18 protein-coding genes are annotated in these 15,339 nt (G+C 67.9%); 2 read left to right on the forward strand and 16 right to left on the reverse strand.

Annotated elements, in window-relative coordinates:
* Window positions 1–127 precede the first annotated feature (127 nt).
* From ITJ67_RS18125 to infC, 4 genes are all read right to left on the reverse strand, one after another.
* Window positions 128–928: a TrmH family RNA methyltransferase gene (locus ITJ67_RS18125; RefSeq protein WP_160070486.1), complete on the reverse strand. Its 801-nt coding sequence runs from the start codon at window positions 926–928 to the stop codon at window positions 128–130.
* 176 nt (window positions 929–1,104) lie between these two features.
* Entirely contained in the window at window positions 1,105–1,491 is a 387-nt protein-coding gene (gene rplT / locus ITJ67_RS18130; protein WP_068481110.1) for a 50S ribosomal protein L20, read from the reverse strand.
* Between the two features lie 39 nt (window positions 1,492–1,530).
* Window positions 1,531–1,725 (reverse strand): 50S ribosomal protein L35, encoded by a 195-nt coding sequence (gene rpmI / locus ITJ67_RS18135; RefSeq protein ID WP_104240892.1) that lies wholly within the window; start codon window positions 1,723–1,725, stop codon window positions 1,531–1,533.
* Window positions 1,725–2,396, reverse strand: a complete 672-nt coding sequence (gene infC, locus ITJ67_RS18140) for a translation initiation factor IF-3 (protein WP_104240891.1) — start codon at window positions 2,394–2,396, stop codon at window positions 1,725–1,727. The genes rpmI and infC overlap by 1 nt, the downstream gene beginning before the upstream one ends.
* 291 nt (window positions 2,397–2,687) lie before the next feature.
* Between infC and ITJ67_RS18145 the strand changes: the two genes are divergently transcribed.
* Window positions 2,688–3,062, forward strand: a complete 375-nt coding sequence (locus ITJ67_RS18145; RefSeq protein WP_160070487.1) for a DUF1844 domain-containing protein — start codon at window positions 2,688–2,690, stop codon at window positions 3,060–3,062.
* 79 nt (window positions 3,063–3,141) lie between these two features.
* Here the strand turns inward: ITJ67_RS18145 and ITJ67_RS18150 are convergent, their stop codons facing one another.
* The 12 genes from ITJ67_RS18150 to ITJ67_RS18205 form a co-directional block, all read right to left on the reverse strand.
* Window positions 3,142–4,668 carry a phytoene desaturase family protein gene (locus tag ITJ67_RS18150; RefSeq protein WP_160070488.1) on the reverse strand — a complete coding sequence of 509 codons (1,527 nt, stop codon included), beginning with the start codon at window positions 4,666–4,668 and terminating at the stop codon, window positions 3,142–3,144.
* Entirely contained in the window at window positions 4,665–5,504 is an 840-nt protein-coding gene (locus tag ITJ67_RS18155) for a carotenoid biosynthesis protein (protein WP_160070489.1), read from the reverse strand. The genes ITJ67_RS18150 and ITJ67_RS18155 overlap by 4 nt, the downstream gene beginning before the upstream one ends.
* A gap of 85 nt (window positions 5,505–5,589) precedes the next feature.
* Entirely contained in the window at window positions 5,590–6,282 is a 693-nt protein-coding gene (locus tag ITJ67_RS18160; RefSeq protein WP_160070490.1) for a monooxygenase, read from the reverse strand.
* Window positions 6,279–7,847, reverse strand: a complete 1,569-nt coding sequence (gene crtI / locus ITJ67_RS18165) for a phytoene desaturase family protein (RefSeq protein WP_160070491.1) — start codon at window positions 7,845–7,847, stop codon at window positions 6,279–6,281. Before crtI ends, ITJ67_RS18160 begins: the two co-directional genes overlap by 4 nt.
* Entirely contained in the window at window positions 7,844–8,713 is an 870-nt protein-coding gene (locus ITJ67_RS18170) for a phytoene/squalene synthase family protein (RefSeq protein WP_194678546.1), read from the reverse strand. Before ITJ67_RS18170 ends, crtI begins: the two co-directional genes overlap by 4 nt.
* Window positions 8,710–9,831, reverse strand: coding sequence for a polyprenyl synthetase family protein (locus tag ITJ67_RS18175; protein ID WP_194678547.1), 1,122 nt, complete (start codon window positions 9,829–9,831; stop codon window positions 8,710–8,712). Before ITJ67_RS18175 ends, ITJ67_RS18170 begins: the two co-directional genes overlap by 4 nt.
* A gap of 108 nt (window positions 9,832–9,939) precedes the next feature.
* Window positions 9,940–10,785 carry an SseB family protein gene (locus ITJ67_RS18180; protein WP_194678548.1) on the reverse strand — a complete coding sequence of 282 codons (846 nt, stop codon included), beginning with the start codon at window positions 10,783–10,785 and terminating at the stop codon, window positions 9,940–9,942.
* Between the two features lie 17 nt (window positions 10,786–10,802).
* Complete coding sequence (gene priA / locus ITJ67_RS18185; protein WP_104298968.1) at window positions 10,803–11,546, reverse strand: bifunctional 1-(5-phosphoribosyl)-5-((5-phosphoribosylamino)methylideneamino)imidazole-4-carboxamide isomerase/phosphoribosylanthranilate isomerase PriA; 744 nt, start codon at window positions 11,544–11,546, stop codon at window positions 10,803–10,805.
* Between the two features lie 121 nt (window positions 11,547–11,667).
* Window positions 11,668–12,321 (reverse strand): imidazole glycerol phosphate synthase subunit HisH, encoded by a 654-nt coding sequence (hisH, locus tag ITJ67_RS18190; protein WP_160070494.1) that lies wholly within the window; start codon window positions 12,319–12,321, stop codon window positions 11,668–11,670.
* On the reverse strand, window positions 12,318–12,926 hold the full coding sequence (gene hisB / locus ITJ67_RS18195; RefSeq protein ID WP_160070495.1) for an imidazoleglycerol-phosphate dehydratase HisB: 609 nt from the start codon (window positions 12,924–12,926) through the stop codon (window positions 12,318–12,320). The genes hisH and hisB overlap by 4 nt, the downstream gene beginning before the upstream one ends.
* 9 nt (window positions 12,927–12,935) lie before the next feature.
* The gene (locus ITJ67_RS18200; RefSeq protein WP_194678549.1) at window positions 12,936–14,024 is read right to left on the reverse strand and encodes a histidinol-phosphate transaminase; all 1,089 of its coding nucleotides are present in this window, start codon (window positions 14,022–14,024) and stop codon (window positions 12,936–12,938) included.
* Window positions 14,025–14,069: 45 nt separating this feature from the next.
* Window positions 14,070–14,387 carry a LysM peptidoglycan-binding domain-containing protein gene (locus tag ITJ67_RS18205; RefSeq protein WP_194678550.1) on the reverse strand — a complete coding sequence of 106 codons (318 nt, stop codon included), beginning with the start codon at window positions 14,385–14,387 and terminating at the stop codon, window positions 14,070–14,072.
* A 225-nt stretch (window positions 14,388–14,612) separates the two neighbouring features.
* Here ITJ67_RS18205 and lexA point away from each other — a divergent pair, with 225 nt between their 5' ends.
* Window positions 14,613–15,266 carry a transcriptional repressor LexA gene (gene lexA / locus ITJ67_RS18210; protein WP_104331465.1) on the forward strand — a complete coding sequence of 218 codons (654 nt, stop codon included), beginning with the start codon at window positions 14,613–14,615 and terminating at the stop codon, window positions 15,264–15,266.
* Window positions 15,267–15,339 lie beyond the last annotated feature (73 nt).

The following is a 15,339-nucleotide window of genomic DNA, read 5'->3' on the forward strand; positions in this document are numbered from 1 at the left end:
CGCTGAAGACAAGGTGAGGTTCACTGGCGCGCAGACAGCCAGGCGCGCAGGGACGCAGGAACGCAGCAACGCCCGGGCGCTCGACGCGAGTATCGCGGAGAGGCCCGGGCGTCCCGGTGAGCTTCGGTCAGGCGCGCTGAGCGAACGCGCTCTCGTACAGGCAGACAGAGGCCGCGGTCGCGAGGTTCATCGACTCCGCTCGCCCGTAGATCGGCACGCTCATGGTCGCGTCGGCGTACGCGAGCTGCTCGGCGTCGAGGCCGCGAGCCTCGTTCCCGAAGAGCCAGGCGGTCGGCTGTGCCAGCTCGCCAGCGTCACGAGCCGACAGCAGGTCCGAGCCGTCGATGTCGGCGGCGACGACACGGAGGCCAGCGTCTCGAGCGCGCGAGGTGGCGACGTCCAGGGTCACCTCGACGGCGATCGGCAGGTGGAAGATGGAGCCGGTGCTCGAACGCACGACCTTCGAGTTGTAGAGGTCGACGGTCCGGCCCGTGAGGATCACCGCGTCGGCGCCCGCAGCGTCGGCGGCACGGATGATCGTGCCCAGGTTGCCCGGGTCGCGCACCTCCTCGAGGATCGCGACGAGCTTCGGCGAACCGCTCAGCGCATCCCGAATCGAAGCGGGGAACTGCCGGCACACGGCGATGACGCCCTGTGGAGTGCGCGTGTCCGCCATCGCGTCGATGGCCTCTTCGCTCGCGAAGTCGACCTCGAGCTGCGCTTCCTCGGCAAGGCCACGCAGCTCGGAATGACGCTCGAGCGCCGTCGGCGTGACGAACAGCTCCTCGATGAGCTCTGGGCGCGAGATCAGCGCTTCGCGGACCGCCTGGGGCCCCTCGATGACGAAGAGGCCAGTCTCCTGACGCTCCGACTTCTGCGCGAGCTTCCTGACGTCCTTGACGCGCGCGTTGCGCGGGCTCTCGATCATGGTGTCGACTTCTTCCTGCGCGCGAGGCGCTGCGTTGCTTGAGTGGATGCTCATCGAGCCAGGTGCGGATGGAGAGTGCAGGCCCTAGGAAAAGAACATGCGGCCGAGAGCTGGACTCTCGACCGCATGTTCACACGGCCGGCACACTCAGAGAGCGAATCGGGCCGCGGTGGTGACTAGGCCGCTGCGCGCGGAGCCGACGTGTCGGCCGGGAGCGCCTGCTTGGCTGCCTCGACGAGACCGGCGAACGTCGCGGGCTCGTTCACGGCGAGCTCAGCGAGGATACGGCGGTCGACCTCGATGCCAGCAAGGCCGAGGCCCTGGATGAAGCGGTTGTACGTGAGGCCGTTCGCGCGGGATCCGGCGTTGATGCGCTGGATCCAGAGGCGACGGAACTCGCCCTTCTTGGCGCGACGGTCACGGTAGGAGTAGACCATCGAGTGGATGACCTGCTCCTTGGCCTTGCGGTACAGGCGCGAGCGCTGTCCACGGTAGCCGGATGCGCGCTCAAGGATGACGCGACGCTTCTTATGGGCGTTTACTGCCCGCTTTACACGTGCCATGTGTGTTGATTCTCCTCAGTAAGTGTGGGTGCGGGCGGCTTAGTGGCCGAGCAGCTTCTTGGCGACCTTGGCGTCTGCCTTGGAAAGCAGCTGGTCCTGGTTCAGTCGAGCCTTGCGACCCGGCGACTTGACCTCGAGGTTGTGGCGGAGGCCGGCCTGCTGCTTCATGAGCTTGCCGCTTCCCGTGACCTTGAAGCGCTTCTTGGCGCCCGAGTGGGTCTTCTGCTTCGGCATTAGTTCTCCTCTGTGGTTGCAGACTCTGGTACAGACTCTGTTGCAGCTTCATCTGCAGATTCATTCGCAGCTTCGCCAGTTGACGGCTGCCCGTGCTTGGCCGCTCGAGACGCCTCGCGGGCCGCATTCCGCTTCGCGGAAGCGTCAGCCTTGACGTCGGACTTGTTTCGGAACGGGCCGATGATCATGACCATGTTGCGGCCATCGATCATGGGGTTTGACTCGACAGTGCCGTACTCCGAGACTTCCTCGGCGAAACGCTGGAGGAGGCGCACACCCATCTCCGGGCGCGACTGCTCGCGGCCGCGGAACTGGATCATGGCCTTCACCTTGTCGCCGTCTTCGAGGAAGCCGATAGCGCGCTTGCGCTTGGTCTCGTAGTCGTGGGCGTCGATCTTCAGACGGAAACGAACCTCTTTGAGGACGGTGTTCGCCTGGTTGCGACGTGCTTCCTTGGCCTTCTGGGCGGCCTCGTACTTGAACTTCCCGTAATCCATGATCTTGGCGACGGGGGGCTTCGAGTTGGGGGCGACCTCGACGAGGTCGAGCTCAGACTCCTGCGCGAGGCGCAGCGCCATCTCGAGCTTGACTACTCCGACCTGCTCACCGCCCGGGCCGACAAGGCGGACTTCACTGGCACGGATGCGGTCATTGGTACGTGGTTCGCTGATGGAAGGCTCCTGACTTCACTGAATGTGGAGAGGAGGCGTCACACCAACCACGCTGCGCTCGCAGCGTGTTTCCACCCATCGCCACCGAGCCTGCGCATCCTGCAGCAAGTGCAGTTCGTGCGGACTCTGTGACCTCTTCCTGCACAGCCGCGAGGCCGGGCAAGGAAGGGAGTGGAGCAACCCGGTAACCTACGTAGAGCGGTTTGCGCGGGTGGGACGAATCCTCTTTCGTGGCCTCTGCACAGCAGAAACCGCTCGCCACATTACCAGAACTCCGGACAAAGGACCAGCGTGACCGACGCCTCACTCGAAAACCCCTCCGCAGCCGAGCCAGAGTACGGTGATCTGCGTCGCGATATCGGCGAAGTTCCAGCCGTCGAGCTCATCACGACAACTGCCGTCCACCTCATGAGCGCCGCCGCCGTCGCGTGCGGCCTGGACGAGGACAGCGGGGACGACGAGCTCGACCTCGACGAGGCCCGCAAGCTCATCTCGGCGCTCGCAGGTCTGCTCACCGCGAGCCTCCCCTACCTGGGCGACCACCACGCGCGCCCCCTGCGCGACGGCCTGCGCTCGCTGCAGCTTGCGTTCCGTGAGGCGTCCGACCACCCGGACCCCGTCGGCAAGGGACCAGGCGAAGACCTCACCGGCCCCGTCTACGGCTGAGCTCGGACCACGGGCCCGTTTGCCGAGCCTTCGGGCCGGCGAGCGGGCTTCCTCGAGTCGCGCGGCGGTCTCGGAGCGTTCAGCTGCCTTCGGCAGGCCCGACCAGCTCCGCGACGATAGCCGCCGAGAGAGTCACGAGCGGGAGCCCCCCGCCCGGGTGCGAAGAGCCGCCTACGAGGTAGAGCCCGTCGACGGGCTGCCGATTGCCCGGCCGCAGGAATGACGCCCTCGCGCCGTTCGACGCCGTCCCGTAGATCGAGCCTCCGGGAGAGAGCGTGTCGCGCTCGATGTCCGCGGGCGTGCGGATGCGCATCCATCTCACGTGCGGCCGCACGTCGAGGCCGCGTTCGGCCATGAGCTCCAGCAGTGACTCCGCGTAGCGCTCGGCGAGCCCCGGCTCGTCCCAGTCGACACCGTGCTCCGGCTCGTGCCTGGGCGCGTTGACGAGGACGAACCAGGCGCCATTGCTCGGCCCCGGAACGGTCGCCGGATCCTGCGGCGCCGAGACGTAGATCGTGGGCCGCTCGACCGGCCTCGGCCCGGACCCCGCGTGCGTCCCGACACCGAAGACCGCATCGAACTCGGCGTCGTAGTCCTCGGCGAAGAGCACCCTGTGGTGCGTCGCCTCATCGTGCGCGAAGCTCGCACTCTCGAGATCGTCGAGGGCGAGGAGCATGACGAAGCCCGAGAGCGAGGGGTCGAGCTTCTCGTGGCTCCTGGCGGCGCGCCGGGCCCCTTCGCTGTGCAGCAGCTCCCCATAGACGGACTGAGCGTCAGCGTTCGCGACGACGACATCTGCGGCGAGACGCTCCCCCTCACTCGTCTCGACCCCGGAGACCCTGGCGCCCTCCTGGAGGATGCGGGCGACCCTGACCCCGGTGCGAATGCGTGCCCCGCGCTCCACGGCGCGTTCGGCGATAGCCTCCCCCAGCCGCCAGAGGCCACCGGGCACGTACCAGGAGCCGTAGGCCTGCTCGGCGTACGGCACCGTCGCGAGTGCAGACGGCGCCCGCCTCGGGTCAGACCCTGTGTACGTCGCGTAGCGATCCAGGAGCGCCCGCAGGCGAGGGTCCAAGAGATCACGCTCGCCGAACCCGCGCAGACTCCGCCATGGGGCCACTCGTGCGAGCGACAGCGGATTCACGGCGAGCGACGCGATCCCAGCCGCATCGATGGGCGATTCCAGGAAAGGACCCCTGGCGATGTCCCAGACGCGCTCCGAGCGTTCGAGGAAGCGCGCCCACTGATGCCCAGTCCCCGCACCGAGCGCCGCGTCGAGCGCAGCGGGGATCTCCTCGATCCTTCCGGGCATGTCGAGCTCGCTGCCGTCGGCGAACCGGTAACGGCAGGCGACATCGAGTCGGCGAAGCTCGACAACCGACTCGATGGGTGCTCCTGTCTCCGCGAACAGCTCGGCGAAGACGTATGGCATGGTCACAAGCGACGGACCCGTGTCGAAGAGGAAGCCGTCATGCTCGAGGGTGCCGAGCTTGCCCCCGACCTTCTCGGCCTGCTCGAGCACCGTGACGTCGTGGCCCAGCGCGGACAGGCGGGCTGCCACGGCGAGCCCGCCGACCCCCGCCCCGATCACCACGACCGTGCTCATCGCGGGGAGTCACCCGCCTGCGCCCCGGAAGCCACGAGGGAGCCCGCGGCTCTCCGCGCCCGCCAGTCGCGCAGCAGCACGACGACAAGCGGGATCGCGACAGCGCCCATGATGAGGCCGCCGACGAGCGCCACGCTCGGGCGCTCGAAGAACGTGAGGTTGCCGACGACGCACGTCGCGTACGTCCACAGGTAGACCGTGAAGGGAGCTGCGTCGCTCGGGGCGCCGTCGACCTTCTGCGAGCGAGCGGCGACGGCGTCGATGAGCCCGCAGATGATGAGCGAGACCAGGTACCAGCCGAGGAAGTTCGTGAGCGGGATGCCGTCGACCCCGGGGATCCCCGGGTCAGGGTGCTTCCAGCCCCAATGCCCCGAATCGACCATCTGGGGGTCGAGGAAGACGTCCCAGGCGGTGAGCGCCCATGCGGCCACGGCGACGCGCACGATACGTCGCGCCGCGCCAGGCGCCGTGCCGACGAGTCGGCGAGCGATGATCACCGCGGGGTAGGCGATCGTCACCCAGGCGAGCGGCACGATGAGCGGTACCTCGAAGAGCGAGAAGCCGAGCGACGGCGTGTAGATGTACTGTCCGAACGGGAAGCTCGTGGCGACTCCGACGACTTCCGCGAAGAAGCCGATCGCGGCGGCGGCGAGCAGCACAGAGGCGAACCGCGGCCCGCGGGTCGCCCAGGCGTGGAGCACCCCCGTGGCGGCGAGCAGGGCGACGCTCGCGATGGTCAGCGGCACAGTGCCGCCGCCGGTGAATGCGAACAGGCTCTGGACGAACATGCCTGCTGCGAGTGTCACCCACATGAGTCGTCGTGTGATGGCGGTCATCTTGAGTCCGTTCCTCTCGGTCGTGGCTCTGGATCTGCGTCGTCTGACGTTCTGGCGGATGGTGGTGTGCTCTTCGCGAGGCAGGTCATGCAGTCCTGGCCGACCAGCCCTCGACGGCATCGACCGCGAAGCGCGCGAACAGCTCCTCGGCGAACCATCCGCCCGCTCGACTGTCGGCCATGGCGGCCCTGTGCGATGGTGCGCCGCTGATGAAGGCGCGAAGCGCCGGCTCGGACTCCCAGAGGGTGAAGGTGCCAAGGAGGCCGGCTGGCAGCTCGCCCATCCCGAACGCGAGACCGAGACCCCGCGACCTCGCGCGGAGGAGTTCGGCAGCGATGGGTGGCACGGTTCCCGTGAAGCGCGGCACCGCCGAGGCCCGGATTCGCGCCCGCGTGATGACGGCCACTCGCTGCCCCTCCTCGGCCTCGGCGACGGCGGGCCCGAACGGCTCGCGACCTCCCCAGAGGCCGACCGAGCGGATAGCGCGCATCCGCACTCTGAGCCGCTCCCGCGAGCGTGCGTCCCACGCGCCGACGAGGGCCCCTCGATCGAACGCGTCCGCAGCCTCGAGCGACTCCCAGGCGGCGACGAGCGCCCAATGCCCGAGGTCGGCGTCGCGAGAGGAGAAGCTCGTCGCCCGCGCCGTGCCCATGACCCGCGCGAATCGCAGACCCTCCGGACGTCGCCGGCCCAGGAGCTGCAGCGTGGTCTTCGCGGTCAGAGAGAGGCCGGCGCTCGCGCTGCCGGTTCCCCAGAGGTGGACGGTGGTGACCGTCACCTGCGGTCGACCTCGAGGGGGCCAGCGCTCCGGTCGCCCCGCACATGCTTGAGCACCAGCTCGGCACTGATCAGGCACATCGGCACGCCGACGCCGGGGTTGACGGTCGCACCCGCGTAGTAGAGCCCCTTGACCTTCGGGGACGCGTTGCCAGCGCGCAGCATGGCCGACTGGGCGAGCTCATGCGACGGGCCGAGAATGCCGCCCCGCCAAGAGTTGTAGTCGTGCACGAAATCGGCCGGGCCGAGTGTCTGACGAACCACGATGCGGCGCCCCAGGTCGGAGACTCCTGTCCACTCGGCGAGCTGGGAGATCGCGAGATCGGCGATCCGCTCGACCTCTGCATCGCCCGCCCCGTCCGCTCCTCCCCCACCGATGCTCGGGTCGCCCTTGACCGGGATGAGCAGGAACAAGTTCTCGTGCCCTTCCGGCGCGACTGCCGGATCCGTGGCGCTCGGCTTGCAGACGTAGACGGAGACCGGGTCAGGCAGGGCGACGCCCTCGCCGAAGATGGCGTCGAAGTTCTCTCCCCACTCCTTCGTGAGCAGCAGCGAGTGGTGCGGCAAGGCGGGCAACTCGCCCTCGACGCCGAGCATCACCAGCACGGCACCAGGACCCGACGAGGTGCGCTTCCACACGCGCTCCGGGTAGCTGCGGTATCGCTCTGGCAGCAGCCGCGTCTCCGTGTGATGCAGGTCAGCGGCGGAGACGACCACCTCGACGTCCTCGAAGTGCCGCTGCCCGTCAGCGTCGCGCCAGTGCACGCCACGGCTCCAACCGTGCGACACGGCGATGTCCGTGACCTCGGCCTCGAGCCGGAACTCGACGCCGGCGTCGACGGCGAGCCGATGCAGCGCATCCACCACGGCGGTGAAGCCGCCCATGGGGTACTGCACGCCCTCGACGAGATCCATGCGACTCATGAGGTGGTAGATCGCCGGAGCGCGGCGCGGGTCGGTTCCGAGGAACACCGCCTGGTAGGCGAGGATCTGCCTGAGCAGCGGATGCGTGAACGACTCCTCCACGAATTTCTCGAGCGGGACCGTGAGCCACGTGAGGAGCTCGGGGAGTTCGCGGCGAACGGGGGCGCCGAGCAGGGTCGCCGGGTTCTTGAACGTGTTGTAGAGGAATGATTCCTCCGCCATGTCCATGGCGCGTCTCGCGGTCTCGAGGTAGTCGTCGAAAGCGGCAAGCGCCTCGGGCTCGAGCTCAGCGACGAGCTCGCGCACGGCATCCTGTCCGTACGGGATGGAGAGGGGCTCGCTTGCGCCCCCCGCCTGCTCCGGCTCCGGGAAGACGCGGTAGCCGGGGTCGAGCATGCGCAGATCCAGCTGCTCCTCGGTACTCGTGCCCGCAAGCGCGAAGTAGTGGTCGAAGACGCTCGGCATCAGGTACCAGCTCGGGCCGGTATCGAAGCGGAAGCCGTCGACCTCGAGGAGGCCCGCACGGCCGCCGACCCGGTCGTTCTTCTCGAGCACCGTCACGGCGAAGCCGTCCCGTGCGAGCAGGATCGCTGTGGCGAGGCCGGCCATTCCGGCGCCGATGACTACTGCTCGGGTGCTCATGATCGTGTCTCCAGAAGGACTCGTGCTGCGATGCGCGCCTTCTCGGCGCCGGGAACTCTCACGCGTGTGGTGCGCAGCTGATCGGCCGGCGTCGCCGCGATGCGGTCGGCGAGCGCAGCGAAGAGAGCACTCGCGAGGGCCACGCCTCTGCGGCAATCCCTCGGCAGCAGCGGGATGCCCGCATCCGCTGTCGCGAGATCGGCGCGGATGCGGTCCAGCCAGATGAGCTTGCGCCGCTCGTCGAGCGGCGCCGACTCCAGACCCTCCACCGGCAGGTAGTCCCTGCCGAGCCGGTCGGCGTCATCGCCCACGTCGCGGAGGAAGTTCACATTCTGGAACGCGGCGCCGAGCGCGCAGGCCGCCGCGTCGATGCGCTCCCGCTGCTCTGGGGTGCGAGAGACACCGGTGAGGAACACCCGCACGCACATCAGCCCCACGACCTCAGCTGAACCGTAGACGTAGCGCCGTTGCTCCTCCACGTCGAGCGAGCGAGGCTCGAGATCCATGCGCATCGAAGCGAAGAAGGGCACGACAAGCTCGGCCCCGAACCCGCAGCGTCGTGCGGTCACCGCGAACGCGTGGACAACCAGATTCGTGCTGAAGCCCGACTCGATGGCCTCGAGCGTCTGCGCCTCGAGCCCGTCGAGCGCCGCGTGCTGCTGCTCGAGGGAGAGGCCGGCAAGCGCGCCGACACCATCCACGATCTCATCGGCCACGCGGACCAGGGCGTAGATGCTGCGCACCGGCTTGACCGTCCGGCGCCCGAGGAAGCGCGATGCCGCACCGAAGGAACTCGAGTAGGCGAAGATGACCTCGGCCGCCGACTTCTCCGCGGTGCGCGTGTACTGCTCGAGTGGCGACATCATGACGTGCGCCTCTCCAGCAGCATCAGCAGACGCTCCAGCATCTCGGCCAGGTTCCGCTCCCCCTCGCGTCCAGAAGCACCCACGGCCCTCGCGGCGGCTCGTGCCCTCGAGAACTGGGCCGCGAGCTCCTGCTCGACAGCGGCGCGCGAGCCAGACGCGTCGATGAGATCGCGCGCCCTCGCGCCATCCGCTTCGCTGAGCATCGGGTCGCCGAGCAGCGACTCGAGCTCACCCCAGACCGGGGTTCCGCAGGCCAGGGCGATGAGCGCCGTGAACTTGCCCTCCCGGATATCCGAGTACGGCGCCTTCCCGAGCTTGTGCTGGTCTCCGAAGACACCGAACAGGTCGTCCTGGAGCTGGAAGGCGAGCCCGGCGGCGTCCGAGAACTGGGCGATGAGACGCGCATCCACCGCACCTTCGGCACCCGCCGCGATCAGACCGAGCTCGAGCGGCAGCAGCACGGTGTACGCAGAGGTCTTGTTCGAGCTCATCGACAGGACCTCGGCCAATGCCGGATGGTCGCTTCGAACCGAAAGGCTCACGTCGCTGAACTCACCGGCGACCGAGACCGCGAGGGCACGCTCGATGGCATCGAGCACGCGCAGACGAACGGCGTGGGGCTGGTCGATGCGCGCAACCCTCAGGTGCGCTTCGGAGAGCAGGAGGTCGCCGACCAGGATCGCGGCGGCCTGCCCCAGGCGGTTGCCGCGCTCGTCGTCGAACTCCGGTCCTCCCACGATCTCCTCGACGCTGCCGAGAAGATTCAGCTCACCCCTGCGCATGGTGTCGTTGTCGATCACGTCGTCGTGGGTCAGGAACGCGAGGTGGAGCAGCTCGGTCGCGGTCGCAAGTTCCATGACCGCCTCAGGCACCTCTGCTGCGCCCGTGTAGGACAGGTAGGCCTGCATGACCAGCGCAGGGCGGAAGAGCTTTCCGCCTTCGGCGCTGCGAGCCGTGATGCGCCACAGCGTCGCGAGGCCCGCATCGATCGCGGCCGCAGCCGCGACTCGTCCGGCCAGGAACTCCTCGATTCGCCTTCTCACCTCGAGCAGCTGCTGCGCTGCGAGGTCGAAGTCCGAACCCTGGCCACGGGGGCTCGCCAGAGGCTCACGGATCACTCGGCACCACTCCCTTTAGCTCGGTTGGCTAGCAATAAGAGTATCTAATTACTTCTCCTCGAGCGTACAGGCAAGCCTTCCCCGAGTTGCCGTGCCTGGTCAATCCCCTCAGCGCCTCCACCACGAGCGCTTAGAATCTCGTCGCCGGTTCTCCGCGTCGCTCGAGGCAGCAGCGCTGGCCCGCGCGAACGAGATGCCGAGCGAGTCGACTTCGGTGCGGAACGCCTCGCTCCCCTGCAGCAGCTCGCTCGCTCGGCGAGACAGATCCGCGAGCTCTTCGCGGCCAGCGTCACCACCGACGTGGAGCACCACACGCAGCTCGGGGCCAGCCAGGCGTGCCTCCGGATCGCCAGGCACGAGGTCGATGCCGAGCACCTCCTCGAGCTCTGCCATCACCCTCGACAGCTCACCCGTGACAACCGGGCTCACCCACGGGGCCACCCAGCTCTGCTCCTGCGCGATCGCCCAAACTGCCGGGCGGCGGACGACGAACTCCGTCTCGCTCGTCGGATCCACCACGATGAGGTCGCTGCCCTCGGCAGCAGCCGAGATGGCCGCCCGCTGCATGAGCGCAGGCACCGGCCGAGCCTTGGGATTCCAGGCCCTCATGGCCTCCGCCGAGGTGAACACAGGGAGGACCGTGCGACCGTCTGGGCCGGCGACCGTCACGATGGAGAGATCAGCGCTCTTGTCGACGGTGACACCCTGCGCGTTGACATCGGCTTCGCCCAGCTTCGCCACGAGGGGGATCAGCACGCGAGCCTGCCGCAATGCGTTGACCACCGCGTCGGGACCCACCTCCCGCGCACGGAAGCGTCGCATCGCCGCGACGAACTGCGCCGGCGCCGTCCCGTCGTCATCGCGGAACGGATTGTCGCCGAAGCTCCGCCCAGACCAGCTCTGGCCAGCAGAGTCGGCCTTGCTGGGCTGGAAGTGCTCTGGCAGCGACGGCATGGGTCAGACCTCTCGAGTCAGGATGCGACGTCGAGGGCCTCGACAAGCGTGAAGGCCCCCGAGTAGAGCGCCTTGCCGATGATCGCGCCCTCGAGCCCCTGCGGCACGAGGCCGCGCAGCGCCGCGATGTCGTCGAGACTCGAAACGCCACCCGAGGCGACGACGGGACGGTCGGTCCGGTCGAGGATGTCGCTGAGGAGCTGCAGGTTCGGGCCCTGGAGGGTGCCGTCCTTCGTCACGTCGGTCACGACGTAGCGAGCACAGCCGGCTTCCTCGAGCCGTTCGAGCACCGACCAGAGGTCACCAGCATCGCGCGTCCAGCCGCGAGCCGCGAGCGTGGTGCCACGCACGTCGAGGCCAACGGCGATGAGCTCGCCGTAGCGAGCGATGACGTTCGCCGCCCACTCCGGATTCTCGAGCGCGGCGGTGCCGAGGTTGATGCGGCGCGCACCGGCGTCGACCGCACGCTCGAGGGACTCGTCGTCGCGGATCCCGCCGGACAGCTCGACATTGACGTGCTTGGCCGCCCGGATGACGCGCTTGATGACGCTGCGGTTCTCCCCGCGCCCGAAGGCCGCGTCGAGGTCCACGAGGTGGATCCACTCCGCGCCCTGCTCGATCCAGTCCTCCGCCGCATCCACAGGATCGCCGTAGTTCGTGGCGGAGTCGGCCTCGCCCTGAACCAGACGCACCGCCTTGCCGCCGGCGAGGTCGATTGCGGGGAAGAGCACGAGCTCCGGTGACGTGTTGAATTCGCTCACGCGCGTAGGTTCCTTGTTCTCGTTCTGAGGCGCCGGGGCATCGACGCCGGAAGGGGATGCCCTGGCAGTCCGGGCAATAGCGTATCGGCAGGCGGCGGTGCAGCGCGCCGACGCAGCAGCACTAGCCGCGCTTCGGCAGCGTCTCGATCCAGTTCCGAAGCAGGCGCACGCCAGCCTCGCCGGACTTCTCCGGGTGGAACTGCGTCGCCGACAAGGGGCCGTTCTCGACTGCGGCGATGAAGCGCTCGCCGTGCTCGGCATGGGTCACGAGCACCGGGCGGGCCTTCGGATGCGGGTCGAGCGGGAGCTCATGCGCCGCGTACGAGTGCACGAAGTAGAAGCGCTCGCGAGCGATGCCGGCGAACAGCTTCGAGTCGACCGGTGGGTCGACGAGGTTCCATCCCATGTGCGGAAGGACCTCGGCCCGCAGCTCGGTCACCTCGCCCGGCCATTCGCCCAGGCCTTCAGCTCTCTTGCCACCCTCGATGCCGCCGTCGAAGAAGATCTGCATGCCGACGCAGATGCCGAGCACGGGGCGCCCGCCTGCGAGGCGCCGACCGACGATCTCCCCGATGCGCTGACGATTGATGGCCTCCATGACGTGAGCGAAGCTCCCGACACCTGGCACGACGTAGCCGTCCGCATCGTAGGCGGCAGCGCGGTCGGCCGTCAGCTCGACCTCGGCACCAGCCGCTTCGAGCGCCTTCACGGCGGAGTGCACGTTGCCCGAGCCGTAGTCAGCGACGACCACCCGTGGGCGTTCGACTGGAGTCACAGCGCGCCCTTGGTCGAAGGAATGCCCACGACCTCCGGGTCGAAACGCTTGGCCGCGCGGAACGCACGGGCGAACGCCTTGAACTCCGCTTCGGCGATGTGGTGCGGGTCGCGCCCGCGGATGACCTCGACGTGCACCGTCAGGCCGGCGTGGAACGTGATCGCCTCGAAGACGTGACGCACCATCGCGCCTGTGAAGTGTCCGCCGATGAGGTGGTAGACGAAGGCCTCCGGCTCGCCGGTGTGCACGAGGAACGGACGCCCCGAGATGTCGACGACGGCTTGGGCGAGCGACTCATCGAGCGGCACCCTCGCATCGCCGTAGCGCGCGATGCCCGACTTGTCGCCGAGGGCCTGGCGGATCGCCTGGCCGAGCACGATCGCCGTGTCCTCGACCGTGTGGTGCACGTCGATCTCGGTGTCACCCGTCGCACGGATCGTGAGATCGGTCAGCGAGTGCTTCGCGAAGGCGTTCAGCATGTGGTCGTAGAACGGAACCGACGTCTGGATGTCGGCGATGCCGGTCCCGTCGAGGTTCAGGCTCAGCTCGATCGAGGACTCGCTCGTCGCGCGTGAGACGGTCGCGGTGCGTGGCGTCGTGGTCATCGCTCCAGCCTAGGCCTTCCCTGCGTCGGTGATCTCGGCGAGCGCGGCCAGGAACGCGCTCGTCTCCGCGCGGGTCCCGGCGGTCACCCGAAGCGTGTTCGGGATGCCGACGTCCCTCACCAGGATGTCGCGGTCGAGGAGCTGCTGGAACGTGCCCGCGGGATCCGCGACGTCGCCGAACAGCACGAAGTTCGCGCCAGAGTCCCACGGCGTGTAGCCAAGGCGGGGCAGCTCCACCAGCAGGCGGTCGCGCTGCTCGCGGATGGCGTCGACCTGCTGGAGCATGATCTCCGAGCACTCGAGCGCTGCAGTAGCGGCTGCTTGGGTGATCGCGGAGAGGTGGTACGGCAGTCGGACGAGTCGCACGGCGTCGACGACGGCCTCGTGAGCCGCGAAGTACCCGACGCGGGCGCCAGCGAAGGCGAACGCCTTGCTCATGGTCCTCGAGACCACGAGCCGCTCGCGACCAGGGAGGAGGGAGAGCGCGGTCTCCTGACCATCAGGGAGGAACTCGGCGTAGGCCTCATCGACGATCAGGATGCCGTCGGTCGCGTCGTAGGCAGCTGCGATCACGTCGAGATCGGTGACGGTGCCAGTGGGGTTGTTCGGCGTGCAGATGATGGTGATGTCAGGCCGCTCTCGCCGAAGCGCCTCGGTGACAAGGTCAGCCGTCAGCGCGAAGCCGTCGGCACGTGGCACCGGGATCCACTTGGAGCCCACGCCCCTGGCGAGAAGCGGGTACATGGAATAGCTCGGCGTGAAGCTGAGCACGCTGCGCCCGGGGCCACCGAAGACCTGCAGCAGCTGCTGCATGATCTCGTTCGAGCCATTGGCTGCCCACACCTGCTCGGGACCGATACCCCGGCCCAGATAGACGCTCAACTGCTCGCGCAGCGCCGTGAACTCGCGGTCCGGGTAGCGATTGAGCCCCGGAAGCTCCCGGGCGATCGCCTCGATGATTCGCCTGGCCACGACCTCGGGCACCGGATGTGGATTCTCGTTGACGTTGATGGCAACGCGCACTGGCTGCTGCGGTGCTCCGTAAGGGGTGAGTCCGCGGAGGTCATCACGGATGGGCAGGTCTTCGAACGAGGTCACCGCACAAGCCTACGACGCGGTCTGCGGCTCGGATGGGTTGTGGCCTCAGTCGAGTGGAAGCGCGAGGCGCTGCCCGGCCTGAACCGTGCCGTTCTCGAGGGCGTTGAGTTTGGAGATCTCAACGATGACATCGCGGATATCGGAATCGCCCGCGACTTCCTCGGCGATGCCCCAAAGCGTGTCGCCAGCACCGACGGTGACGTACTCGAATTTGACGTCTGCGGCGTCGCTCGAGGCCGCCGCGGAGTTCATGTGCGTGGCCCCAAGGGCGATGGCTGCGGCGACGGGCAGCGCGGCGATGGCGAGCAGGACACGACGGCCTCGGACGGTGAGGCGGAGTGGTGCAACGGCAGTGGTGTTCATGATTCCTCCTGATTCGTCCACATCTTCGAGTGGTCGAATGTATGTACTGAATATAGCTACGAACAAAGTGCCAAGTCAAGGCTTCCAGTTCGAATCTCTCGAACTTTCATCCACAACACTCGAAGAAATGTTTCGTACCTGCGTGCACCCTCGGTAGGGTTGGCGCTATCAGGCAGTGCATCACCTGCCACCGACATTCCGTGTCGGAGAGCGGACGGAGACGACATGGCCAAGAAGCCAGCGAGCGACATCTACAGAAAACTGACCGAGAAGCAGGAGCGCATCCTGACCTGCATCATGGAGTCGGTGCGCACGCGCGGGTACCCGCCGAGCATGCGAGAGATCGGCGACGAAGTCGGCCTCGTCTCCCTGTCGAGCGTCACCCACCAGCTCGGCCAGCTTGAGAAGTTCGGCTACATCAAGCGCAATCCGGGCATGCCCCGCGCCCTCGAGGTGCTGGTGCACTTCGACCACACCGACGATGGCGATTCCAACGAGACGGCGGAGGCCGCGTTCGTCCCGGTGGTCGGCAGGATCGCAGCCGGCATCCCGATCACGGCGGAGCAGCAGGTCGAAGACGTCTTCGCGCTCCCCCGTCAGATCGTCGGCAAGGGAGAGCTCTTCCTTCTCCGTGTCGTTGGCGAGTCGATGATCGACGCCGCCATCTGCGACGGCGACTGGGTCGTCGTGCGGTCGCAGCGCACTGCCGAGAACGGCGACATCGTCGCCGCGATGCTCGACGGAGAAGCCACGGTCAAGACCTTCCGCAAGCGCGACGGCCACATCTGGCTGCTCCCCCGCAACAGCGACTTCGAGCCGATCCTCGGCGACGAGTCCGAGATCCTCGGCAAGGTCGTCGCTGTCCTTCGCTCCATCTGAGGACGACGGGCGGCCCCGACGCAGGCACACACGTCAGCAGATACAGAAGAGCGGCGAGCCCGATGGGCTCGCC

The organism is Pseudoclavibacter sp. VKM Ac-2867 (assembly GCF_015351275.1).
Taxonomy (GTDB): domain Bacteria; phylum Actinomycetota; class Actinomycetes; order Actinomycetales; family Microbacteriaceae; genus Pseudoclavibacter.

What these genes read in the sequence shown, in the direction of transcription:
- ITJ67_RS18125 (WP_160070486.1), bottom strand. Translation starts at nt 928, where the DNA reads ATGATCGAGAGCCCGCGCAACGCGCGCGTCAAGGACGTCAGGAAGCTC.
- rplT (WP_068481110.1), bottom strand. Translation starts at nt 1,491, where the DNA reads ATGGCACGTGTAAAGCGGGCAGTAAACGCCCATAAGAAGCGTCGCGTC.
- rpmI (WP_104240892.1), bottom strand. Translation starts at nt 1,725, where the DNA reads ATGCCGAAGCAGAAGACCCACTCGGGCGCCAAGAAGCGCTTCAAGGTC.
- ITJ67_RS18150 (WP_160070488.1), bottom strand. Translation starts at nt 4,668, where the DNA reads ATGAGCACGGTCGTGGTGATCGGGGCGGGGGTCGGCGGGCTCGCCGTG.
- ITJ67_RS18155 (WP_160070489.1), bottom strand. Translation starts at nt 5,504, where the DNA reads ATGACCGCCATCACACGACGACTCATGTGGGTGACACTCGCAGCAGGC.
- crtI (WP_160070491.1), bottom strand. Translation starts at nt 7,847, where the DNA reads ATGAGCACCCGAGCAGTAGTCATCGGCGCCGGAATGGCCGGCCTCGCC.
- ITJ67_RS18170 (WP_194678546.1), bottom strand. Translation starts at nt 8,713, where the DNA reads ATGATGTCGCCACTCGAGCAGTACACGCGCACCGCGGAGAAGTCGGCG.
- ITJ67_RS18180 (WP_194678548.1), bottom strand. Translation starts at nt 10,785, where the DNA reads ATGCCGTCGCTGCCAGAGCACTTCCAGCCCAGCAAGGCCGACTCTGCT.
- hisB (WP_160070495.1), bottom strand. Translation starts at nt 12,926, where the DNA reads ATGACCACGACGCCACGCACCGCGACCGTCTCACGCGCGACGAGCGAG.
- ITJ67_RS18205 (WP_194678550.1), bottom strand. Translation starts at nt 14,387, where the DNA reads ATGAACACCACTGCCGTTGCACCACTCCGCCTCACCGTCCGAGGCCGT.
- lexA (WP_104331465.1), top strand. Translation starts at nt 14,613, where the DNA reads ATGGCCAAGAAGCCAGCGAGCGACATCTACAGAAAACTGACCGAGAAG.